This window comes from Pseudomonas pharyngis (assembly GCF_021602345.1).
In the GTDB taxonomy this organism is placed as follows: domain Bacteria; phylum Pseudomonadota; class Gammaproteobacteria; order Pseudomonadales; family Pseudomonadaceae; genus Aquipseudomonas; species Aquipseudomonas pharyngis.
Genome location: NZ_BQID01000009.1, coordinates 55,497 through 77,810 on the forward strand (window position 1 = coordinate 55,497; position 22,314 = coordinate 77,810).

At 61.3% G+C, this 22,314-nt stretch carries 22 protein-coding genes; 6 read left to right on the plus strand and 16 right to left on the minus strand.

The window, feature by feature from the left end; genetic code table 11:
• Positions 1-78 precede the first annotated feature (78 nt).
• Together pgeF and rluD are read right to left on the minus strand one after the other, a co-directional pair.
• On the minus strand, positions 79-801 hold the full coding sequence (gene pgeF, locus L6D74_RS18955; RefSeq protein ID WP_039771678.1) for a peptidoglycan editing factor PgeF: 723 nt from the start codon (positions 799-801) through the stop codon (positions 79-81).
• Positions 798-1,760 carry a 23S rRNA pseudouridine(1911/1915/1917) synthase RluD gene (gene rluD / locus L6D74_RS18960; RefSeq protein WP_011335991.1) on the minus strand — a complete coding sequence of 321 codons (963 nt, stop codon included), beginning with the start codon at positions 1,758-1,760 and terminating at the stop codon, positions 798-800. The genes pgeF and rluD overlap by 4 nt, the downstream gene beginning before the upstream one ends.
• A gap of 152 nt (positions 1,761-1,912) precedes the next feature.
• Between rluD and L6D74_RS18965 the strand changes: the two genes are divergently transcribed.
• From L6D74_RS18965 to L6D74_RS18980, 4 genes are all read left to right on the plus strand, one after another.
• The gene (locus L6D74_RS18965) at positions 1,913-2,929 is read left to right on the plus strand and encodes an outer membrane protein assembly factor BamD (protein ID WP_007959566.1); all 1,017 of its coding nucleotides are present in this window, start codon (positions 1,913-1,915) and stop codon (positions 2,927-2,929) included.
• Between the two features lie 125 nt (positions 2,930-3,054).
• Complete coding sequence (locus tag L6D74_RS18970; protein WP_039771683.1) at positions 3,055-3,288, plus strand: PP0621 family protein; 234 nt, start codon at positions 3,055-3,057, stop codon at positions 3,286-3,288.
• Complete coding sequence (locus tag L6D74_RS18975; protein WP_236190155.1) at positions 3,278-4,867, plus strand: ATP-binding protein; 1,590 nt, start codon at positions 3,278-3,280, stop codon at positions 4,865-4,867. Before L6D74_RS18970 ends, L6D74_RS18975 begins: the two co-directional genes overlap by 11 nt.
• Positions 4,864-6,210 (plus strand): sigma-54-dependent transcriptional regulator, encoded by a 1,347-nt coding sequence (locus L6D74_RS18980; protein ID WP_236190035.1) that lies wholly within the window; start codon positions 4,864-4,866, stop codon positions 6,208-6,210. The genes L6D74_RS18975 and L6D74_RS18980 overlap by 4 nt, the downstream gene beginning before the upstream one ends.
• Positions 6,211-6,268: 58 nt before the next feature.
• On the opposite strand, the gene thiO is transcribed toward L6D74_RS18980, so the two are convergent.
• Genes thiO through L6D74_RS19015 form a run of 7 tightly spaced genes read right to left on the minus strand, consistent with a single transcriptional unit; the run spans position 6,269 to position 13,042 of the window.
• Positions 6,269-7,369, minus strand: coding sequence for a glycine oxidase ThiO (thiO, locus tag L6D74_RS18985; protein ID WP_085612621.1), 1,101 nt, complete (start codon positions 7,367-7,369; stop codon positions 6,269-6,271).
• Positions 7,370-7,426: 57 nt separating this feature from the next.
• Entirely contained in the window at positions 7,427-7,828 is a 402-nt protein-coding gene (locus tag L6D74_RS18990; RefSeq protein ID WP_236190037.1) for a type IV pilin protein, read from the minus strand.
• 15 nt (positions 7,829-7,843) lie between these two features.
• Positions 7,844-10,936, minus strand: coding sequence for a pilus assembly protein (locus L6D74_RS18995; RefSeq protein ID WP_236190038.1), 3,093 nt, complete (start codon positions 10,934-10,936; stop codon positions 7,844-7,846).
• Positions 10,923-11,402, minus strand: coding sequence for a pilus assembly PilX family protein (locus tag L6D74_RS19000; protein ID WP_236190039.1), 480 nt, complete (start codon positions 11,400-11,402; stop codon positions 10,923-10,925). Before L6D74_RS19000 ends, L6D74_RS18995 begins: the two co-directional genes overlap by 14 nt.
• A gap of 10 nt (positions 11,403-11,412) precedes the next feature.
• Positions 11,413-12,126: a PilW family protein gene (locus L6D74_RS19005; RefSeq protein WP_236190040.1), complete on the minus strand. Its 714-nt coding sequence runs from the start codon at positions 12,124-12,126 to the stop codon at positions 11,413-11,415.
• The gene (gene pilV / locus L6D74_RS19010; protein ID WP_064599519.1) at positions 12,123-12,572 is read right to left on the minus strand and encodes a type IV pilus modification protein PilV; all 450 of its coding nucleotides are present in this window, start codon (positions 12,570-12,572) and stop codon (positions 12,123-12,125) included. Before pilV ends, L6D74_RS19005 begins: the two co-directional genes overlap by 4 nt.
• Positions 12,569-13,042, minus strand: a complete 474-nt coding sequence (locus L6D74_RS19015) for a GspH/FimT family pseudopilin (protein WP_236190041.1) — start codon at positions 13,040-13,042, stop codon at positions 12,569-12,571. Before L6D74_RS19015 ends, pilV begins: the two co-directional genes overlap by 4 nt.
• 127 nt (positions 13,043-13,169) lie before the next feature.
• Here L6D74_RS19015 and L6D74_RS19020 point away from each other — a divergent pair, with 127 nt between their 5' ends.
• A complete protein-coding gene (locus tag L6D74_RS19020; RefSeq protein ID WP_236190042.1) occupies positions 13,170-13,724 on the plus strand; it encodes a GspH/FimT family pseudopilin in 555 nt (184 codons plus the stop codon).
• Here L6D74_RS19020 and ispH read toward each other — a convergent pair.
• From ispH to murJ, 6 genes are all read right to left on the minus strand, one after another.
• Positions 13,696-14,640 carry a 4-hydroxy-3-methylbut-2-enyl diphosphate reductase gene (gene ispH, locus L6D74_RS19025; protein ID WP_236190043.1) on the minus strand — a complete coding sequence of 315 codons (945 nt, stop codon included), beginning with the start codon at positions 14,638-14,640 and terminating at the stop codon, positions 13,696-13,698. The two genes, L6D74_RS19020 and ispH, sit on opposite strands and share 29 nt — an antisense overlap.
• A gap of 155 nt (positions 14,641-14,795) precedes the next feature.
• On the minus strand, positions 14,796-15,233 hold the full coding sequence (gene fkpB, locus L6D74_RS19030; protein WP_170928297.1) for an FKBP-type peptidyl-prolyl cis-trans isomerase: 438 nt from the start codon (positions 15,231-15,233) through the stop codon (positions 14,796-14,798).
• A 7-nt stretch (positions 15,234-15,240) separates the two neighbouring features.
• Positions 15,241-15,753 carry a signal peptidase II gene (gene lspA, locus L6D74_RS19035; protein ID WP_064118729.1) on the minus strand — a complete coding sequence of 171 codons (513 nt, stop codon included), beginning with the start codon at positions 15,751-15,753 and terminating at the stop codon, positions 15,241-15,243.
• The gene (gene ileS / locus L6D74_RS19040) at positions 15,746-18,577 is read right to left on the minus strand and encodes an isoleucine--tRNA ligase (protein ID WP_236190044.1); all 2,832 of its coding nucleotides are present in this window, start codon (positions 18,575-18,577) and stop codon (positions 15,746-15,748) included. The genes lspA and ileS overlap by 8 nt, the downstream gene beginning before the upstream one ends.
• A 13-nt stretch (positions 18,578-18,590) precedes the next feature.
• The gene (ribF, locus tag L6D74_RS19045; RefSeq protein ID WP_007959537.1) at positions 18,591-19,529 is read right to left on the minus strand and encodes a bifunctional riboflavin kinase/FAD synthetase; all 939 of its coding nucleotides are present in this window, start codon (positions 19,527-19,529) and stop codon (positions 18,591-18,593) included.
• 129 nt (positions 19,530-19,658) lie between these two features.
• A complete protein-coding gene (gene murJ / locus L6D74_RS19050; RefSeq protein WP_236190046.1) occupies positions 19,659-21,197 on the minus strand; it encodes a murein biosynthesis integral membrane protein MurJ in 1,539 nt (512 codons plus the stop codon).
• A 252-nt stretch (positions 21,198-21,449) separates the two neighbouring features.
• On the opposite strand from murJ, the gene rpsT reads away from it, so the two are divergent.
• Positions 21,450-21,722: a 30S ribosomal protein S20 gene (gene rpsT, locus L6D74_RS19055; protein WP_003228351.1), complete on the plus strand. Its 273-nt coding sequence runs from the start codon at positions 21,450-21,452 to the stop codon at positions 21,720-21,722.
• A 125-nt stretch (positions 21,723-21,847) separates the two neighbouring features.
• On the opposite strand, the gene L6D74_RS19060 is transcribed toward rpsT, so the two are convergent.
• Positions 21,848-22,312, minus strand: coding sequence for a CreA family protein (locus tag L6D74_RS19060; protein WP_236190048.1), 465 nt, complete (start codon positions 22,310-22,312; stop codon positions 21,848-21,850).
• Positions 22,313-22,314: the final 2 nt, after the last annotated feature.

Below are 22,314 nucleotides of genomic sequence, written 5' to 3' on the forward strand. Positions count from 1 at the left end.
AAACCTGCCAGATACCGCTATAGATGCGGTCGATTCTGGAAGATTCAAGCGTCAGGGAGTTGATGCAGATCAGAGAGTTTAGCGGGTAAGCCAGACTAAAGAGGCGAAGCGACCAGTGCGAGGCGCACGGCGATAGGAAAAGAAGCGCGGATCGGTCACGGTACAGAAACCACCACCATAAACAGCGGTGACACCGCGGACCGCCAGACGCAGCCGCGCCAGCTTATAGATGTCAGCCATGAACTTGCCGGCGTTGTGGCTCGGGACAAAGGCTGTCTCGGCTTCGGGCAATTGATTGATGAAGACTTCCCGGACTTCCGGGCCGACTTCAAAGGCTTGCGGGCCGATGGCCGGGCCGAGCCAGACCAGAATGTCTTCGGCAGGCACATCCAGACTGTCGAGGGTAGCCTCCAGCACGCCGGCCGCCAATCCACGCCAACCGGCGTGAGCGGCAGCAACGCGAGTGCCGGCACGGTCGCAGAACAGCGCCGGCAGGCAATCGGCAGTCATCGCCGCACAAGCGATACCGGGCGTTGCCGTCCAGCTGGCATCCGCCGTGGCCACCACGGACGGATCCGCATGCGCCACGGCAATCCCGTGCACTTGCTGCAGCCAGGCAGGTTTTATAGAAAAGTGTTCGGTCAGACGCCGACGGTTTTCGGCAACAGCCTCCGGGCGGTCATCGACATGATCGCCCAGATTGAGGCTGTCGAACGGCGCCTCGCTGACGCCGCCCTCGCGGGTGGTGACACAGGCTTTGACGCTGGCCGGCGCGGGCCAGTCCGGCGTCAGCCAGTTCATCCGACGAATGCCTCGCGATCCTGCTTGAGCAGGGTCAGCAGCCACACCAGATCTTCCGGCAGCGGCGATTCCCAGCTCATGCGCTCACCGGTGGTCGGATGATCCAGCTCGAGGAACCGCGCGTGCAGGGCCTGACGCGGGAAGTGCTTGAGGGATTCGACCATGGTTTGGCTCGCGGCCGGCGGAATGCGGAAACGACCGCCGTACGCCGGGTCGCCGACCAACGGGAAGTTGATGTGCGCCATGTGCACGCGGATCTGGTGAGTACGACCGGTTTCCAGCTTCACCCGTACGTGGGTGTGGGAACGGAAGCGCTCCAGCACGCGGTAGTGGCTGACGGCCGGCTTGCCGCCTTCCATCACCGCCATGCGCTGGCGCTGCTGGCCGTGACGGCCGATCGGGGCGTTGATCTTGCCGCCGGCGGTCACCACGCCGATCACAATGCACTCGTAGATCCGGCTGACGCTGCGGCTTTGCAGCTGCGCGACCAGTTTGGTCTGCGCCTGAATGGTCTTGGCCACCACCATCAGACCGGTGGTGTCCTTGTCCAGACGATGCACGATACCGGCGCGCGGGACATTGATGATGTCCGGCACGTGGTGCAGCAAGGCGTTGAGCAAGGTGCCATCAGCGTGACCGGCAGCCGGGTGCACCACCAGGCCCGCAGGCTTGTTGATCACCAGAATGTCATCGTCTTCATAGACGATGTCGAGTTCGATGTCCTGAGCGACCCATTCACCCTGGGCCTCCTGCTCGGCAGTGAGCTCAAGGATGGCACCGCCATGAACAATGTCGCGCGGGCGGATGACCGCCCCGTCCACAGTCAGGCGACCTTCTTTGATCCAGGCGGAAAGGCGCGAGCGCGAGTGCTCGGCGAAGAGTTGGGCGGCGACTTGATCGAGGCGTTGGCCGCCCAATTCGGACGGCACCTCTGCGCGAAGTTCAATTTTATCGGACATGCTCGGACTGGGCGTCGGCTACAGCCTTTGGTTTCGGCTGCGCGCTTGTGGTTAAATACGGCGTCTTTTGCCCCGGGGCTTTTCAACGGGGCGCTCATCATAACAGGACGGCCCCGCCCAAGACAGCGGCCGTCATAGGGACGCAAGCCGCCATGCAAGTGAAACACCTGCTGCTGATCGCCATCCTCGCATTGACCGCTGCTTGCTCATCGAAGGAAGTCGTAGACGAAAACCTGAGTGAAGCCGAGCTGTACCAGCAGGCTCAACAGGACCTGGACAACAACAGCTACACCAGCGCCACAGCCAAGCTGAAGGCTCTGGAGTCGCGTTATCCGTTCGGTCGCTATGCCGATCAGGCGCAGCTGGAACTGATCTATGCCAACTACAAGAACGCCGAGCCGGAAGCTGCAAAATCCGCTGCCGAGCGTTTCATTCGTCTGCACCCGCAGCACCCGAACGTGGATTACGCCTACTACCTGAAAGGTCTGACTTCGTTCGACCAGGACGTCGGCCTGCTGGCGCGCTTCCTGCCGCTGGACATGACCAAGCGTGACCCGGGTGCCGCCCGCGACTCCTACAATGAGTTCGCCCAGCTGACCAGTCGCTACCCGAACAGCCGCTACGCGCCGGACGCCAAGCAGCGCATGATCTACCTGCGCAACCTGCTGGCTGCCTACGAAATCCACGTGGCCGACTACTACCTGACCCGTCAGGCCTATGTCGCCGCTGCCAACCGTGGTCGTTATGTAGTGGAAAACTTCCAGGAAACCCCATCGGTCGGTGACGGCCTGGCGGTGATGACCGAAGCCTACCAGCGCCTGCATCTGGACGAACTGGCGGCCACCAGTCTGGAAACCCTGAAGCTCAACTACCCGAACCACCCGAGCCTGCAGGACGGTCAGTTCGTGCCTCGCGTTGCCGAAGCCGACAACCGTTCGTTCCTGAGCAAGGCCACCCTGGGTCTGATCGAATCCCGTCCGCCGCTGCCGCCGGGAGAGACCCGCGCCAACCAGGACGTGCAGAAGCAGTTCCAGGACGCGAAAGACGCGATCCCGAACGAGCTCAAGCCGAAAGACGAAAACGGCGACGTGATCGAAGAGCCGGAACCGGAGTCGAGCGACAGCGACCGTTCCATCTTCAGCTACATGACCTTCGGTCTGTTCGACTGATCACTGCGGTGATGCCAAAAAGGGAGATCTTCGGATCTCCCTTTTTATTGCGGCGTGTGATTGGGCTGTGCGCCTGTCGGGTCCTTGGCTAAACTGCCGAATCATTAGCCGAAAAGCCGCCCATCATGCTTCGTTTACTGTTCTGGATTGCCTTGATCGCCGCTGCTGTGTGGTTGTGGCGCAAATTCAAGGCCCCCGCCTCGTCCACCCGATCGCCTCGCGAACAGGATGCCGCGCCGATGGTGCGCTGCGCCCATTGCGGCGTGCACCTGCCCCGCGACCGCGCGCTGAACCTTCAACAACAGTGGTATTGCAGCCAGGCTCACCTTGAGCAAGGCCCCGGTTCCAGTGATCGCTGAGGCTGACAACGCCGACAGCAAACAGGCCCAGCGACTGCTGCGTCTCTATCATCTGTACCGTTTAAGTGTCGGCATCACCCTGGTGTTGCTGATCTCCAGCAACATGGACAACCGCCTGCTGACCTCGGCCAACGACGAGTGGCTGCGCAATGGCAGCTGGTTGTACCTGGTGCTGAACATCCTGCTGGTGGTGTTCCTCGAGAACATCCGCCGCCCGGCCCAGCTGTTCGGCCTGGCACTGGTCGACATCCTGCTGCTGTGCGGCGTGTTCTACGCGGCGGGCGGTGTGGCCAGTGCGATTGGCAACTTGCTGATCGTTTCGGTGGCCATCAGCAACACCTTGCTGCGACGACGTATCGGCTTGCTGATCGCCGCCATCGCCACCCTCGGCATCGTCGGGCTCAGCTTTCTGCTGAGTTTCAGCCATTCCCTGAGCGCCAACGACTATCTGCAGGCCGGCACCCTCGGCGCCCTATGCTTCGCGGCGTCATTGCTGGTGCAAGGATTGATGCGCCGTCTCGAAGTCAGTGAGAACCTGGCCGAGCTGCGCGCCAGCGAAGTGGTGGGGCTCGAAGCCCTCAACGCGCTGATCCTGCAACGCATGCGCACCGGCATTCTGGTGCTCGACGAACAGCGCCGGGTGCAACTGGCCAATCACAGCGCGAGGACCTTGCTGGGCCAAACGCACCTTGAAGGCGACTTGATCGACGAGCACTCGAGCGCATTGGTCGAACGCCTGCAACTGTGGCTGAACAACCCGACTCTGCGCCCGCAAAGCCTGAAAATCGCCGGCAATGGCCTGGAGCTGCAGCCGAGCTTCATCGCCCTGGAACAGAGCCCGAACCGCCAGACCCTGGTGTTTCTCGAAGACCTCGCCCAGATCGCCCAGCAGGCCCAGCAATTGAAACTGGCCGCGCTGGGCCGCCTGACTGCCGGTATCGCCCATGAAATCCGCAATCCGCTGGGAGCCATCAGTCATGCCGCGCAGCTGTTGCAGGAATCCGAGGAACTCGACGGCGCGGATCGGCGTCTGACGCAGATCATTCAAGACCACTCCCAGCGCATGAACCGAGTCATCGAAAACGTCCTGCAACTGTCCCGCCGTCAGCAGAGCGCGCCGCAACGGCTGGATCTCAAGCCGTGGCTGGAGCAGTTCGTCAGCGAGAGCCGCGAACAGGCCGGCGAGCGCCAGCACATTCATCTGCACATCGGCCCGGGGGATTTCCGCACGTTGATGGATCCCGGCCAGCTCACGCAGATTCTCGACAATCTGTTACGCAACGGCTGGCGCCACAGCGCCCTGCTGCACGATCCGGCCGAGGTCTGGCTGACGCTATCCATCGACCCCGAGAGCACGCTGGCCGTGCTCGAAGTGCAAGACAACGGCCCCGGCGTGCCGCTCGATCAACAGGCTCACCTGTTCGAACCGTTCTTTACCACCAGCAGCCAAGGCACCGGCCTTGGGCTTTATCTGTCCCGTGAGCTGTGCGAAAGCAATCAAGCGCGCCTAGACTTCAAATCACGCCAAGGCGGCGGCTGCTTTCGCATCACCTTTGCTCACGGACGGAAACAAAGTTGAACACGAGCCCACGGCAAAAAATCCTCATCGTCGACGACGAGCCGGATATCCGCGAACTCCTGGAAATCACCCTGGGACGGATGAAACTCGACACCTTCAGCGCACGCAATCTCGCAGAAGCCCAAGCGCTGCTGCACCGCGAGACCTTCGATCTGTGCCTGACCGACATGCGCCTGCCCGACGGCACCGGCCTGGAACTGGTGCAGCACATTCAGCAACGTTATCCCCAACTGCCGGTGGCGATGATCACCGCCTATGGCAGCCTGGAAACGGCGATCAACGCCCTCAAGGCCGGGGCTTTCGACTTCCTGACCAAACCGGTGGACCTGACGCGCCTGCGCGAGCTGGTCGGCTCGGCGTTGCGTATGCCGGCGCCGGGCAATGTCTGCACTTCGATCGACCGGCGGCTGCTCGGCGATTCACCGCCGATGCGCAACCTGCGCAAACAGATCGACAAACTGGCCCGCAGCCAGGCACCGGTCTACATCAGCGGCGAGTCTGGCAGTGGCAAGGAGCTGGTGGCCCGATTGATTCATGAACAAGGCCCCCGCGCCAATCAGCCGTTCGTGCCGGTGAACTGCGGGGCGATTCCTTCAGAGTTGATGGAGAGCGAGTTCTTCGGCCACCGCAAAGGCAGTTTCAGCGGCGCGGTGGAGGATAAACCAGGACTGTTTCAGGCGGCCCATGGCGGCACACTGTTTCTCGATGAAGTGGCGGATCTGCCGCTGCCGATGCAGGTCAAGCTGCTACGGGCGATCCAGGAAAAAGCCGTGCGCAGCGTCGGCGGGCAACAGGAAACCGTGGTCGATGTGCGCATACTCTGCGCGACGCACAAGGACCTCGACGCGGAAGTGGCTGCCGAGCGCTTTCGTCAGGATCTGTATTACCGGTTGAACGTGATCGAACTGCGTGTGCCGTCCCTGCGCGAACGTCGCGAGGACATCGAAGCGTTGGCCGGCCATGTGCTCAAGCGCCTGGTCAATGGCACCGGGCAGCCGGCGGCACGCCTTCATCCCCATGCCCTCGAGGCACTGAAAAACTACCGCTTCCCGGGCAACGTGCGGGAGCTGGAGAACGTGCTCGAGCGGGCACACACCCTGTGTGAAAACCGCACGATCGAGGCCGAGGATTTACGCCTGAGTGAAGGTAATGGCACCGCTGAAGGCGGCATTGCCGATCTCACACAGATCGACAATTTGGAAGACTATCTGGAAAGCGTCGAACGCAAACTGATTTTGCAGGCGCTGGAAGAAACCCGCTGGAATCGCACGGCGGCGGCGCAGCGGTTGAGCCTGTCGTTTCGGTCGATGCGCTACAGGCTCAAGAAACTGGGCCTGGATTGAGGGCCCCTTAGCGGGCAAGCCCGCGAAAGCGATTTATCAGGCACCGCTAAAAAACTGACTAGATCCGTCCGGCCGGTGCATACGGCGCCGGATCAATGATCGGCGCGCGCCCCAGCATCACATCGGCAAACAACTGACAGGACGCCGGCGCCAGCACCAGCCCGTTGCGGTAATGCCCGCAGTTCAGCCATAGACCGTCAAAACCCGGAACCCGGCCAATGTAAGGAATGCCCTCGGGCGAACCCGGTCGCAGCCCGGCCCAGTGCCCCACCACTTCGGCATCGGCCAGCGCCGGCAGCAACTCGACTGCCGAGGCCTTGAGGCTTTCCAGTGCGTTGTCCGTCGGGGTCTTGTCGAAGCCTTCGTGTTCCAGCGTACTGCCGATCAGAATGTGCCCGTCACGGCGCGGAATCGCGTAGCGCCCCTTGGCCAGCACCATGCTCGGCAGGAAATCCGCCGCGCACTTGTAGAGAATCATCTGGCCCTTGACCGGTTCCACCGGCAGCGACAGGTCCAGGGTCTTGAGCAATTCTCCGCTCCACGCGCCCGCCGTCAGCACGATCTGATCGCCAGCGATCACACCGGTTGAAGTCTGCACGCCCACCACCCGTTCGCCTTCACGGACAAACCCGCTGACTTCACACTGCTCATGGATCGTCACGTTCGGCAGCGCCTGCAACGCCGCTTTCAAAGACTTCACCAGCCGCGGATTGCGCACGTTGGCCACATCGGCCATGTAGATCGCCCGGGAAAAGCCGCCACCGAGCACTGGCACCGCATCATGCGCCGCCGAGATATCCACAGCCCGTAGCGGACGGTCCTCCCGCGCGGCCCAGGCCAGCGCTTCGGCTTCGTCATCCAGATCCAGCCAGTACAGGCCGGTGGTGTGCACTTCGGGATCGACCCCGGTATCGGCAAACAGGCGCTCGCCCAGCTGTGGATAAAAATCCTGCGACCAATGCGCCAGCGCGGTGACGGCCGGGCTGTAGCGCCACGGGTACAGCGGAGAGACGATACCGCCGCCGGCCCAGGACGATTCCTGGCCGACGTTCGAACGATCCAGCAGCACCACGCTGCCGACCTCGGAGGCGAGGTTGTACGCAGTGAGCAGGCCAATCACCCCGCCACCGACAATCACCACTTGCTGTTGCCTGGTCATGTTTGATCCAACCGTAAAAAAGACAGTGGGCGCAGAAGGCGCCCGAAATAATGCGGCTCAGCGGCCCCAGCAATCCTTGGTGGTCAGCCCGGTGGTCGCGTTGTTCATGCTTCTGACACCGGTGTTGGTGAGGGTGAAATCCCCGCACTTGTCAGTGGCCATGGCCGTGCCGGTCTTGCGGGTCGCGGTCAGCAGGAAGGTCTGATCGGTGAGCGTCGGCGTGATGGTGTAGAAATCGTTGCCGGTGCTCAACCCGGTGACACCGGTGTAGACGTTGTTCTTCGAATAGAAGCGCTCGAGGATCTGTGCCTGTTCCGACAAAGTGCTGACCACGTCGGCACGACGGCCCTTCTTCACGTATTCGGTGAGGCTCGGATAGCCGATGGTGATGACGATACCGATGATCGCAATCACGATCATGATTTCGATCAGGGTGAAACCTCGGTTGGATCTGCGCATGCCTCGAACTCTCGCTTACTGAATTTGCCGCCACATGATACGACGGCTGCCGCCGCCGGATTTTTCCACCAGGGTGGTGATACCGCCACTGGAATCGTTCACGACCTTGCGTGATGCACCGTTGACGATGGCGTTCAGGGTCGGGATACCGCCGGTGAACACCACGCCGCTGGAAATCGTGTCGTTGCTGTCGACCACGCCATCGGCATTGGTGTCGAGCACCGCGTAGTTGAGCATCTTACCGCTGAACGCATCGAGTTCGATCAGTTTGCCGGTACCGAAACTGGAACACGGGTCGGTGGTATCGACACTGGCCGTGGTGAACACGATGCGTCCCAGCACCAGACTGGCCTGATTGATCACCCGTTCGCCAGTCAAGGCGTTGTTGTACACCAGCGGCAGATACCAGCCCTTCTCCGCCGGATAAGTCGTGTCGTTCTGGCTGGTGGTGACGAACTGCCCGGTACTGCCGGAGAACACCCCGGTAATCGCCTGCGCCTGCAAACTGCTGACCGTGATCTGGCCCGACCCGCCATCGGCATCCCACACCGAATAGAACGCCTGCAAATCCTTGTTGGTCTTGTCGGCGGTTTCGTTGAACTTGCCGGTGCCAACGAAAATCTGTTTGCCGCCCAGAGCGTTGTCCGCCAGTAACGGCTGCGCGGTGATCGGCTGAGTCGTCCCGCCGGCCGTGGTGAACAACGGCTTGCCGGAAAAAGCTACGCCCCAGCTGTCGGAGGACGTGGCGCTCAGGTCGAACTTCCACAACCGCCCCTTCAAGTCACCGCCATACGCCGCCTGCACCACGTTCTGCGAATTGACCCGCAGCTTCACCGAGGACAAACCGTTGGTGGTTTCCGTACTGTCGATGACGATTTTCTTGATCAGCGAGCCGTCACGCACATCCAGCACATACAGCGCCGCCACCCCGGAGTTGCTGCCGTAACCATTGGCAATGAACGCCGCCCAGCGACCATCAGCCAAGCGTGCCACTTCCGGACGGGCATAGGCGTAACCCAGATCATTGAAAGCGTTGGAAGTGCTGGCAGTGGCCGGCGCGCTGACTTCCCACAAGGCACGAATGACGTTGCCCGCCGAGGCGTCGAACAGCTGGAGCCCATAGAAAGTCTTGCCGCCGGCACCCGTACCGCCGATGGCCAGGGTTTTCCAGGCCGTGCCGAATTGCGCATCGAATACACCGATCTGACCATCCACCAGAAACTTGTGGCTGACGCCATTGACGTAGTTCGGATCGGCAATCAGGCGCAGTGAGGGCAATACGCTGGACGGCATGTAGGCATAGCGTCGGGTACCGTTGGCCGAGTTGATGACGCTGACAAATCCGTCGTTGGCGTTCACCACCAGGCTGGCATTCATGTTCGAAGCCTTGGTGGTCAGGTAGGTGCTGTAGGTGGTGTCACCGGCCAGATCGGAAGCGGTTTTTTCCGTGGGCGAAGCCAATACGAGCGGCGAGTTGATGATGTCTCCGAGCAACACGCTGCGCACTTTGAGCCCGGTCTTGTTGGTGCCCTTGCTCCATTCGACCAGGTCGATGCCGCTGATGCCGGTGGGCAAACCCTGGCTGAGAACGGTCTGCTGGGCCGGTGAGAAATTACCGTAGGCCAGCGTAACCACCGCGTTGTTCAGGGAATTCCAGGACTGGTAGGTCGGCGCAGTGGCACCGGGCACGATGGCCGTGTCGGTGGTCCACAGCACGGTCGACGTATTGACTGCCCCGGCCGAGTTGAACCCAAAGGACTTGATCGTGCCGCGCCAGTCCTTGGGGTCATAACTGGTCTGGAAATAGCTGGTGCCGCTCGCCAGCGTGGTGCCACTGGCCACGCCGCTACCGCCGGAACCGGCCTTCGAGGTGATATCGCTCAACGCCGAAGACAATGCGGCATTCAGGCCGGCGCTGTCGGTCGCCTGGTAGTAGCGGCCCTGTCCGTAATCGGCGGCGTCCGAGAGCATGTCGTTGGAAGCGGTGAAACCCACGGTGTAGGTGTTCATGTTCTGCCTGGGGAAATCCACCGCGTTCCAGCTCTTGCCCGCTGCATCGGTGCCGGTGGAACGCATGTCGATGTCGAAGGCGAACTTGGCGATATCGTCCAGATACAGCGTATCGCCCTCCCCGTCCCCGTTGAGGTTGTTCCCGTCATTGTTGATGCCGTCCCAGTTCGGCAAGCGGCTGCCACCCAGCGGGTCGTTGCTGGGAAAGGTGCGGTCATAGGTCGGCAAACCATCAGTGATCACCACCCCGTAGTTTTTCTGGCAGCGGTACTGGATCGGGCTGGTGTAAGTGCTCGGCGTGCTGTTGTAGTACGGCGCCATCCCGCGCATGTAGCGGGTGATTTCGTAATAGGTCTCGGCCAGCGGCGTGTTGGCCACCGCGCTCAGGCCATTGATCGAGGAAATCAGTGCGTTGTAGTTGGTGTCGGCCTGGGCCTGGGTCACGCTGCCGCTGACCGGTGACAGGTCGCTGACGGAGCGGGCAATGAAACCGCCGTTGCCGGGGTTGTTGCTGGTGGCCGGATTGAAGGTGGCCAGGCCCATGCGCAGGTTGCGGTTGCTGGTGACCAGTGCGGTGGAGACGTTGCGCGCCACGTTGATCCGGTAATCGTTGGGAATCGCCCCGGTGGTGAAGTCGCGTGTGCCGTTGTTGATCGCCAGACTCACCACGTAGGAAATGTAATCCGCCGAATAACGGGTATTGCCGCTGCCCACCGGATCCGGCAGCTTCAGGCAGAGCGGTGTCAGGCTGTTGTTGTAGAACGCATAGGCGCCGCCGGAGCAGCCGGAGGTCGGCAGGCTCGACAGAAAGATCGTATCGCCGGTAATGGCGGTCGAGCTCAGACACAGGCCGATGACCGCGTTGCACTGACGGGCCGGCGTGCGATCCACGGTCGGATCGAACCCTGCTGCATAGATGATGCTGTTCATGCTGCCCGAGTCGTCGATCATCAACATGACGTTCGGTGGCACGGCGGCCGCGCTCAACAGTGGCGAGTCGGACGGCGTGAAAGCATACGCCGGTGCCGCCAGATAGAGCCCGGTCAACATGCCGAGCAGCAGCGACAACCATTTGAAGCGTCGCTCAGTACTTCGCATAGACACTCTCCACCACACTGCGCGAAGTGCCGGCGATGCCGACGGCCGTGACCCGGTACAACGTCGCCGAGGTGTTGCTCGGTACGTTCACCGCCGTCAGGGTCGTGCCGATATTCTGCACCCCGTAGAACCCGCTGCCGGCGGCGATCCAGGTGACCCCCGACGTGGAGTTGAACCCGGCCGCGCTGACCACCGAGGACTCCGCCGGCGGCGCGCATTGGGTAGGACTGGCGCACACCGCCAGCGCGTAGCCGTCCAGTTGCACCGCACTTTCGCCGATGCGCAGCGCCGCCTCGGCCGTCTGGAACGATTGATTGCGCAGACTCACGCTGCCGGCCATTTTTTCTTGCAGGTTGGCGCTCTGCATCGATGACAGGCCGATCACCGTCAGAAGTAGCAGAAACACCAGACTGACCAGCAGCACCATGCCGTCCTGGGACCGCCGCCGATGGAGAGAAACGTTCATCGTTCGCCCCTCACTGCAAGCGGTTGCGCAAGGCGGCAACCACGTTGAAGGTTTGATTGCTGACCCGGTTGTTCGGGTCAGTGAGGGTCAGGCTCAGGCGCACGCTGCGAATCCGCGCCGGATCACCGGGGTTGGCGCTGTAGGTGGACGCCGCGACATCGGTCGCGGAACTCGCCAGACCGAACGTCACGGTAAATGCACTGACGTTGTTCACAAGCACCTGTTGGGCCGGATTGCCGCTGCCAGTGCCCATCAGAATCTGGTTGTTGCTGAAGCTGTAGACCAGCCGACGGATCGGGAACGCGATCTGCCCCGTCGCTGCCGCCCGTGCGCCGGTATAAGCAATGGCGCTGTTGCGGCAATCGGAGACCACCGTCCAGGTCGGGGTCCCGCCCGCACTGCCGACATCAGCGGTGACCAGGGTCAGCTTGAGGTTGGCGTTGTCCCAACTGATAGGCATGATCTGGGCCGCCGTGAAATCCCCCGCCGAGCTGGAATCGGTAATCGTGCCCAGGCAGCCGAACATGCCCACCATGCGCAGCTCCTGAATCATCTTGCTCAGCACAAACCGCGCGTCCTCCTGCATGGCGGCCGCACTGTTCTGACTGACGTAAGTGTTCTTCGCCGCCAGGAAGATCTGCACCACGCCGAGCACCACGATCAGCCCCAGCGCCAGAGCGACCAGCATTTCGATCAGACCGAAACCCAGGTTATGGCGCTTCATGGTGTGGTCACCGGATCGACCGCGGCGCGACTGGTCAGGACGAAGCTGCGGGTTGCACCGGCCGTATTGGCGGCGCGCGCGTCACTCCAGGTGATGGTGATGGTGTACACGCGCTGATTGAGGGTGATGCTGCCGGTGGCGGTCGGGCCGCCGAAATTGACGATGTTGGTGCTGAAATCGTAGAGATCCTGATCCCGGGCGACACTCAGATTGCCCGTGGTCGGTGGCGTCACGGTGTAGTCGGCGCCGGAGTTGGCGCGGATCCGGTCCATCATGTCGTAGGCGATGAAACTCGCCTGGCTGGTCATCCGCGAGCTGTCGGTGTACTTCAGCGCATTGAGCTGAACCGCCGCCGCGCCCAGCAACCCGACCGTCAGAATCAACAACGCGACCAGCACTTCGATCAGCGTCATGCCCTCCTGTGCGTGCTTGCTCCCTGCCCTCATCCGCAACTTCCACCCAATTGAATTCGTCCGTTCAGACACACGTTCAGCGTCCTGCTTTGCGTGCCCAGCGTGTAACTGATGACCACCGCCGTGGACGGCGCCGCCAGCCCGCCCAGATTATTGAAATCCAGCGCGGTCACCCCAGAGGGTAGCGTCAGAGTCGCACCGCTGCTCATTGCTGGAACAACCCGCAATACATTGGCCGGAGTGCCAGTACTGTCGTAGACCGACAACTCGCCGGTCCAGACACTGCCGCCGGTGCTCGGCCGCAGGCGGGTGGTGATGCCCCGGTTGATCGCCTCGAGCCTGGCGTAGTTGAGGGCCCGTTGCAGGTCGCCGACCTCGGTGTCGGCCTTGCTGCCCTGCACCGAACGGGTGAATGCCGGCACCGCCATCGTGATCAGGATCACAAACACCGCGACCGCCACCAACAGCTCGATCAGCGTGAAACCTTTTGTACGATGATCCATCGATGCCCTCCGTTGCCGTCGGCTATACCTGTACAAACCTAGAACATTCGACCGGCATGCGCCGGTTGATTTACCGCGTGCGGCGCACGGATTGCGCCGCCGTGCACAATCCAGGGAGGAGGCGCACATGCCGCAACAGGGTTTCAGTCTGGTCGAACTGCTTATGGGACTGGCGATCGGCGCAATTGTTCTGTCGCTGGTCAGTCCGGCGCTGGCGGACTTCACCGAATCAAACCGGCGGCAGCAGGCCGCGCAGTCTTTGCTCGACGGGATTCGTAATGCCCGGAGCATGGCCATCACGCGCAACCAGAGTGTGGTGATTCATGGCATCAACGGTGACTGGGGTCAGGGCTGGCGGATCATCCTGGATCTCAATGGAAAGGGGGCGGCGGATGCGGGTAATCCATTGCTGATCGAGCAGGCGAGTGACGGAAAGATACCGATTGTCGGCAACTGGCTGGTGAGCCGGTACATACGGTTCAGCAGCCTGGGCCAGCCACTGGTGCCGGACCGCAAGTTTCAGGCGGGGACGATACATCTATGTTCGGCTCGTGAACCGGTCAGCCAGCTTCAGGTGGTGCTGGCGGCGACCGGTCGCGTACGCCTGGCCAGCCAAAAGGCTGAACAGGCGTTGTGCCGAAAGGATAAAGCGATCAGATCGAACGGACGCGCAGCTCTTTAGGCATCGAGAACGTGATGTTCTCCTCACGCCCGGCCAGTTCGTCGGCGCCGGTGGCGCCCCAGGCCTGCAACTGCTGGATCACGCCACGTACCAGAACTTCCGGGGCGGAGGCGCCGGCGGTGATGCCGATACGCTCGACACCGTCGAACCAGCTCTTCTGCAGGTCTTCGGCGCCATCGATCAGGTAGGCCGGCGTGGCCATGCGCTCGGCCAGCTCACGCAGGCGGTTGGAGTTGGAGCTGTTCGGACTGCCTACCACCAACACCACGTCGCATTCGTCGGCCAGTTGCTTGACCGCGTCCTGACGGTTTTGTGTGGCGTAGCAGATATCGTCCTTGCGCGGCCCGCCAATGGCCGGGAAACGCGTACGCAGCGCATCGATGACACGGCTGGTGTCATCCATGGACAACGTGGTCTGGGTGACAAAGGCGAGCTTGTCGGGGTTGCGCACCTGCAACTCGGCGACATCCTTCTCGTCTTCGACGAGGTAGATCGCGCCGCCATTGCTGGCGTCGTACTGGCCCATGGTGCCTTCGACTTCCGGGTGACCGGCGTGGCCGATCAGGATGCATTCACGGCCGTCGCGGCTGTATTTCGCGACTTCGATGTGCACCTTGGTCACCAGCGGGCAGGTGGCGTCGAACACTTTCAGGCCACGGCCGGCGGCTTCGCTACGCACAGCTTGCGAGACGCCGTGGGCACTGAAGATCACGATGACATCGTCCGGCACCTGATCCAGCTCTTCGACGAAGATCGCGCCACGATTGCGCAGGTCTTCGACCACGAACTTGTTGTGCACCACTTCATGACGCACATAGATCGGCGGGCCGAAGACTTCCAGGGCGCGGTTGACGATTTCGATCGCCCGGTCCACGCCGGCGCAGAAGCCACGGGGGTTGGCGAGTTTGATTTGCATGCTGTGCCTCGTGTCTTGCGCGCAAGAAAATGGATCATTGCAATCCCTGTGGGAGCGGGCTTGCTCGCGAAAGCGGTGTGCCAGACAACTTTTATGTTGAATGTCAGTCAGCATTCGCGAGCGAGCCCGCTCCCACAGGGGTTCTGCTGTGTTACTCAGAGCGCTTTGACGGAGAAGATTTCCACGTCAAAGGTCAGCGTCTTGCCAGCCAGCGGGTGGTTGAAGTCAACGGTCACTTGCGCGTCGTCGAACTCTTTCACCACACCCGGCAGCTCAGTATTGGCCGCATCGTTGAAGATCACCAGCAGCCCCGGCGACAGTTCCATGTCCGCAAACTGCGAACGCGGGATGATCTGTACGTTTTGCGGGTTCGGCTGGCCGAAGGCGTTTTCCGGCTCGACGGTCAGGGTACGCTTGTCGCCAGCCTTGAAGCCGAACAGCGCAGCCTCGAAACCCGGCAGCAGGTTGCCGTCGCCGACCTTGAAGGTCGCAGGGGCTTTGTCGAAAGTGCTGTCGACCGTGTCGCCGTTCTCCAGGCGCAATGCAAAGTGCAAGGTGACTTCCGTGTTCTGGCCGATGCGTTGCTCAGCCAATACCTGTTCAGTCATGAACGGCTTCTCCGGTTTTTTTACTTTTGAACATGTCCAGTGCCAGCATCACCGCGCCAACGGTGATGGCGCTGTCGGCGAAGTTGAACGCCGGGAAGTACCAGCGGTTCTGCCAGTGCACCAGAATGAAGTCGATCACATGGCCCAGGGCAATGCGGTCATAAAGGTTGCCCAATGCGCCGCCCAGCACCAGCGCCAGCGCGATGGCCAGCCAGGTTTCGTTGCGGCCCAGGCGCTTGAGCCAGACCACCAGCACCGCACTGACCACAATCGCGATCAGGGCGAACAGCCAGCGCTGCCAGCCGGAGCTGTCCGCGAGGAAGCTGAAGGCAGCGCCGGTGTTGTAGGCCAGGGTCCAGCTGAAGTAATCAGGGATGATCACGATCTGCTGGAACATCTCGAGCTTGCCTTCGAAGTAGAACTTGCTGGCCTGGTCGATGACCAGAACCAGCAAGCTCAACCAGAGCCAGCTCAGCCGTCCGAAACGGCCAACGGCATTAGGCATAGTGACGAACCTCGCCGGCGCCATCGATGTTGTCCACGCAACGACCGCAGATTTCCGGATGCTCCGGGTTCACGCCGACGTCTTCGCGGCAGTGCCAGCAACGGGCACATTTCGGGAAGGCGGATTTGACGATCTTCAGCTTCAGGCCGCTGACTTCGGTGGCCACAGCGTCGGCCGGAGCCTGCACGAACGGCGCAACAGTGGCAGTCGAGGTGATCAGGACAAAGCGCAGCTCGTTGCTCAGTTTGGCCAGGTCGGCAGTCAGCGCGTCTTCGGCAAACAGCGTCACTTCGGCTTGCAGGTTGCCACCGACGGCCTTGGCCGCGCGCTGGATTTCCATCTCTTTGTTGACCGCCACCTTCACTTCCATGATGCGATCCCAGTACTCGCGACCCAGCTCGAAGCCTTCCGGCAACTCGGTCAGGCCTTCGTACCAGGTGTTGAGCATTACCGATTCGTTGCGCTCGCCCGGCAGGTATTGCCACAGCTCGTCGGCGGTGAACGCCAGGATCGGCGCGATCCAGCGCACCAGCGCTTCGGAGATGTGGAACAGCGCGGTCTGGCACGAACGACGGGCCTTGCTGTCGGCGCCGGTGGTGTACTGGCGGTCCTTGATGATGTCCAGGTAGAAACCACCCAGCTCCTGCACGCAGAAGTTGTGGATCTTCGAGTAGACGTTCCAGAAACGGTATTCGCCGTAGTGCTCTTGCAGCTCGCGTTGCAGCAGCAGGGTGCGATCCACCGCCCAGCGATCCAGCGCCAGCATCTCTTCGGCCGGCAGCAGGTCGGTGGCCGGGTTGAAACCGGTCAGGTTGGAAAGCAGGAAACGCGCGGTGTTACGAATACGACGATAGGCGTCCGCGCTGCGCTGCAGGATCTGCTCGGACACGGCCATTTCGCCGGAGTAGTCGGTCGACGCGACCCACAGACGCATGATGTCGGCGCCCAGGGTGTCGTTGACTTTCTGCGGCGCGATCACGTTGCCCAGGGACTTGGACATCTTGCGGCCGGACTCGTCCACGGTGAAGCCGTGGGTCAGCAGCTCGCGGTACGGCGCGTGGTTGTCGATGGCGCAACCGGTCAGCAGAGACGAATGGAACCAGCCACGGTGCTGGTCCGAACCTTCCAGGTACAGGTCGGCACGCGGACCGGTCTCGTGGCCCATCGGGTGCGAACCGCGCAGGACGTGCCAGTGGGTGGTGCCCGAGTCGAACCAGACATCGAGGGTGTCGCTGATCTTGTCGTACTGCGGCGCTTCATCGCCCAGCAGTTCGGCCGCGTCGAGTTTGAACCAGGCTTCGATGCCTTCGACTTCGACACGCTTGGCGACTTCTTCCATCAGCTCGACGGTGCGTGGGTGCAGCTCGCCGCTTTCCTTGTTCAGGAAGAACGGGATCGGCACGCCCCAGTTGCGCTGACGGGAGATGCACCAGTCCGGACGGTTGGCGATCATCGAGTGCAGGCGCGCCTGGCCCCAGGCCGGGACGAACTTGGTGTCTTCGATGGCTTTGAGCGAGCGTACGCGCAGGGTGTCGCCGCTGACCGGCTCTTTGTCCATGCCGATGAACCACTGCGCGGTGGCGCGGTAGATCAGCGGGGTCTTGTGGCGCCAGCAGTGCATGTAGCTGTGTTCGATCACGGTGGTGTGCAGCAGCGCACCGACTTCGGTCAGTTTTTCGACGATGGCCGGGTTGGCCTTCCAGATGAACTGGCCGCCGAAGAACTCCAGCGACGGCACGTAGACGCCATTGCTTTGTACCGGGTTGAGGATGTCGTCGTTGACCATGCCGTATTTCTTGCAGGTCACGAAGTCGTCCACGCCGTAGGCCGGCGCGGAGTGAACCACGCCGGTGCCGGCGCCCAGTTCCACGTAGTCGGCCAGATACACTGGCGACAGACGGTCATAGAACGGGTGACGGAAATTGATCAGTTCCAGCGCCGAACCCGGTGCGGTGGCCAATACGGTGCCTTCGACGCCGTAACGGGTCAGGCAGGATTCGACCAGTTCTTCAGCCAGCACCAGCAGCTTGTCGCCGATGTCGACCAGGGCGTAGGTGAATTCCGGATGAACGTTGAGCGCCTGGTTGGCCGGGATGGTCCACGGGGTGGTGGTCCAGATCACGATCGAGGCCGGTTTGCCCAGCGACGGCAGACCGAATGCGGCGGCCAGTTTGGCCTCGTCAGCGATCGGGAACGCTACGTCGATGGTCGAGGACTTCTTGTTCTCGTACTCGACTTCCGCTTCGGCCAGGGCCGAACCGCAATCGAAGCACCAGTTCACCGGTTTCAAGCCCTTGAACACGAAACCGCCCTTGACGATTTCGGCGAGGGCGCGGATTTCACCGGCCTCGTTCTTGAAGTTCATGGTCTTGTACGGATTGGCGAAGTCGCCCAGGACGCCGAGGCGGATGAACTCGGTCTTCTGCCCTTCGATCTGCTCGGTGGCGTAGGCACGGCACAGTTCGCGGGTCTTGTCCGCGCCCAGGTTCTTGCCGTGGGTCACTTCGACCTTGTGCTCGATCGGCAGGCCGTGGCAGTCCCAGCCCGGGACATACGGCGCGTCGAAGCCCGACAGGGTCTTCGAGCGGATGATCATGTCCTTGAGAATCTTGTTCAGTGCGTGACCGATGTGAATCGTACCGTTGGCGTACGGAGGGCCGTCGTGCAGGACGAACTTCGGACGATCCTTGCCAATCTCGCGCAACTTTCCGTACAGGCCAATACTGTCCCAGCGCTGCAGGATCTGCGGTTCGCGCTGTGGCAGGCCGGCCTTCATTGGGAAGGCGGTGTCCGGAAGGTTTAGCGTGGCTTTATAGTCGGTCATTTAAGGCTCTTCATTAGCGATGGGCGCTAGGTGCGGCTAGTGCACGGGCGGCGGCGACATCCGCGCTGATCGCCGTTTTCAATGCCTCCAGGGAGGCGAAACGCTGCTCTTCACGCAGCTTCTGGTGGAAAACCACCGTCAAACGCCGGTCATACAGATCGCCGGCAAAATCTAAAAGATGGACTTCAAGGTGGGCCTTGCCATCACCTTGGACCGTGGGCCGAACGCCGATATTGGCGACGCCGGGCCAGGTCTTGCCGTCGATGTCGACGTCGACCAGGTAAACCCCGGTGAACGGCACGCGACGGCGTTTCAGTTGAATGTTCGCCGTGGGCGTACCCAGTTGGCGGGCCAGTTTCTGGCCATGCAGCACGCGACCGGCAATCCGGTACGGGCGGCCGAGCAGACGCTCAGCCAAAGCAAAATCGGCGGCGGCCAACGCGTTGCGCACCTGAGTGCTGCTGACACGAATGCCGTCCAGCTCGACGGTTTGCGCGGCTTCGACGGTAAAACCGTGAACCTGGCCGGCCTGCAACAGGAAATCGAAATCGCCGAGGCGGTCGCAACCGAAGCGGAAATCATCACCGACCTCCAGATGCTGCACGCCGAGGCCATCGACCAGGATGGTATCGACGAACTCGCTGGCGCTGAGCTTGCTCAAGCGCTGGTTGAAGGCCAGACACAAGACCCGGTCGACACCTTCAGCGGCCAGCAGTTGCAGCTTGTCGCGCAACCGGGCCAGACGCGCCGGCGCGGTCTCCGGGGCAAAGAACTCCCGTGGCTGTGGCTCGAAAATCACCACGCAGCTGGGTACGCCCAACTCGAGCGCACGCTCACGCAGTCGGGCCAGGATGGCCTGATGACCACGGTGAACACCGTCAAAGTTGCCAATAGTGGCGACGCAGCCCCGATGCTGGGGGCGCAGATTGTGGAGGCCTCGAACCAGCTGCATAACGCGCTTCTTGCTCATAAAGTGGCCGATTATAACCACACCCGACGGCCGACGACAGGCAACACCGTAACCCAAAGTGATCGAGCCGACAAAACTGCCGGCTCGCGCCCGTCTTTCAGGGGTGAAACCTCAGCTCAACGCCTTGCGATTGAAGTCGCGCAGGCGGAAACCGAGCAGCAGCAACATGCCGAAATAGGCGACCACGCCAGCAATCACCAACGCGCCCAGGCGCAGGAAGCGCTCCAGCATGTGACCCTGATCCCACGCGGGCATGAAATGCATGCCGATCAACAGCACCGCCGACATCACCGCCACCGCGACCAACAGCTTGAAACCGAACTTCAGCCAGCCCGGCTGCGGTTGATACATCTGCTGCTTGCGCAGTTGATAGAACAGCAGTCCGGCGTTCAGGCAGGCACCGGCGCTGATCGCCAACGCCAGACCGGCGTGGGCCAGCGGACCGATCAACACCAGGTTGAACAGCTGCGTCACCACCAGGGTGAAGATTGCGATTTTTACCGGTGTCCGGATGTTCTGTTGCGCATAAAAGCCAGGCGCCAAAACTTTGATCACGATAATGCCGAGCAGACCGACAGAATAGGCAATCAATGCCCGCTGCGTCATGGCCGCGTCAAAGCCGCTGAACTGGCCGTACTGGAACAGCGAAACGGTTAACGGTTCTGCCAGGATACCCAGCGCCAGCGCACACGGCAGTACCAGCACGAAGCACAGCCGCAGGCCCCAGTCGAGAATCCGCGAATATTCGTGGCGATCCTTGCTCGCATAGGTCTTGGCCAATGTCGGCAGCAGGATCGTGCCCAGCGCCACACCGAGCACACCGGACGGCAGCTCCATCAGACGGTCGGCGTAATACATCCACGACACAGAGCCCGCCACCAGGAACGAGGCGAAAATAGTGTTGATGATCAGGGAAATCTGGCTGACCGAGACGCCGATGATGGCCGGCAACATCTGCTTCATGACCCGCCAGACACCGGTATCGCGCAGATTCAGACGCGGCAGCACCAGCATGCCGATCTTTCTCAGGTGCGGCAGTTGATAGAGCAGCTGCGCGAGGCCACCGACCAGCACCGCCCAGCCAAGGGCCATGACCGGCGGATCGAAATACGGCGTCAGGAACAGCGAAAACACGATCATGCTGACGTTGAGCAGGGTCGGCACGAATGCCGGCACCGAGAAACGGTTCCAGGTATTGAGGATCGCACCTGCCAGGGAAGACAGGGAGATCAGCAATATATAAGGGAAGGTCACTCGCAGCAGGTCGGAAGTCAGTTGGAATTTTTCCGGGGTATCGGTGAAACCCGGCGCCGTGGCCCAGATCACCCAGGGCGCGGCAATCATGCCCAGCGCGGTGACCAGCGCCAGCACCAGCGTCAGCAGACCGGAAACGTAGGCAATAAAGGTGCGCGTCGCCTCTTCGCCCTTCTGGCTTTTATATTCGGCCAGGATCGGCACAAAAGCCTGGGAAAATGCGCCCTCGGCGAAAATCCTGCGCAGCAGGTTGGGCAGTTTGAAGGCGATGAAGAAGGCGTCGGTCGCCATTCCGGCGCCGAAGGTGCGGGCGATGAGCGTGTCGCGAACAAACCCGAGAATCCGGGAAAGCATCGTGATAGAGCTGACGGCGGCCAACGATTTGAGCAGATTCATTGAAGGAATGTGTGCCTGTCGATAAACAGCAGGCGAATAACGCGCCCACTTGTGCGATACTCCGCGCCGCAACAGCACAGAGCCAAAGCTCGCGAGTTTACAGGTCACACGCCGGAAAGAAATATCCCGTCGCACCACGCCTACCACTTAGCGGAACGTTTCAAGCGCCCTTGACAAGACTTCAACTCATCGGCATGATTCGCGGCCTATTTTGTTTGCTATTTCCTAAAAAGTCTTTCGAGGAGCTCGACGGTGGCCAACTCACCTTCCGCCAAAAAACGTGCAAAACAGGCTGAGAAGCGTCGCAGCCACAACGCCAGCCTGCGTTCCATGGTTCGTACCTACATCAAGAATGTAGTTAAGGCCATCGACGCAAAAGACGCTGAAAAAGCTCAAGCTGCATACGTTCTGGCTGTGCCAGTTATCGACCGCATGGCCGATAAAGGCATCATCCACAAGAACAAGGCTGCTCGTCATAAGAGCCGTCTGAATGGCCACGTCAAGGCACTGAAAGAAGCTGCCTAAGCGACGTAGTCATTAAAAAACCGACCTCAGGGTCGGTTTTTTATTGCCTGCGATTTGCTGAAATCAAGACCCAAAAAAGAGGAGCCAATCGGCTTGCCAATCGACTCCTCTTTTTTTACGCGTAATTAATGAGCTGACGCCCACGGCAGAATCGGGATCGCCGTCACCGCATTCTGCGGGCTACCCTCAATCAGACGATCACTGTAGACCAGATAGACCAGCGTATTGCGCTTCTTGTCGAGGAAGCGCACCACCTGCATGGTCTTGAACACCAGCGAAGTGCGCTCCTTGAAAACCTCTTCACCATCCTTCAACTCGCCCCTGAAGTTGATCGGCCCGACCTGGCGGCAAGCAATGGACGCCTCGGCACGATCCTCGGCCAGACCCAACCCACCCTTCACACCACCGGTCTTGGCGCGCGACAGGTAGCAGGTCACACCCTCAACCTTCGGGTCATCGAATGCCTCGACCACAATCCGGTCGTTCGGCCCGACAAACTTGAACACCGCCGACACCTGGCCGATTTCCTCGGCCGAGGCCAGCAATGGCAACACCACCAGCAAGCCCAACAATCCTTTTGCCATACGCATCG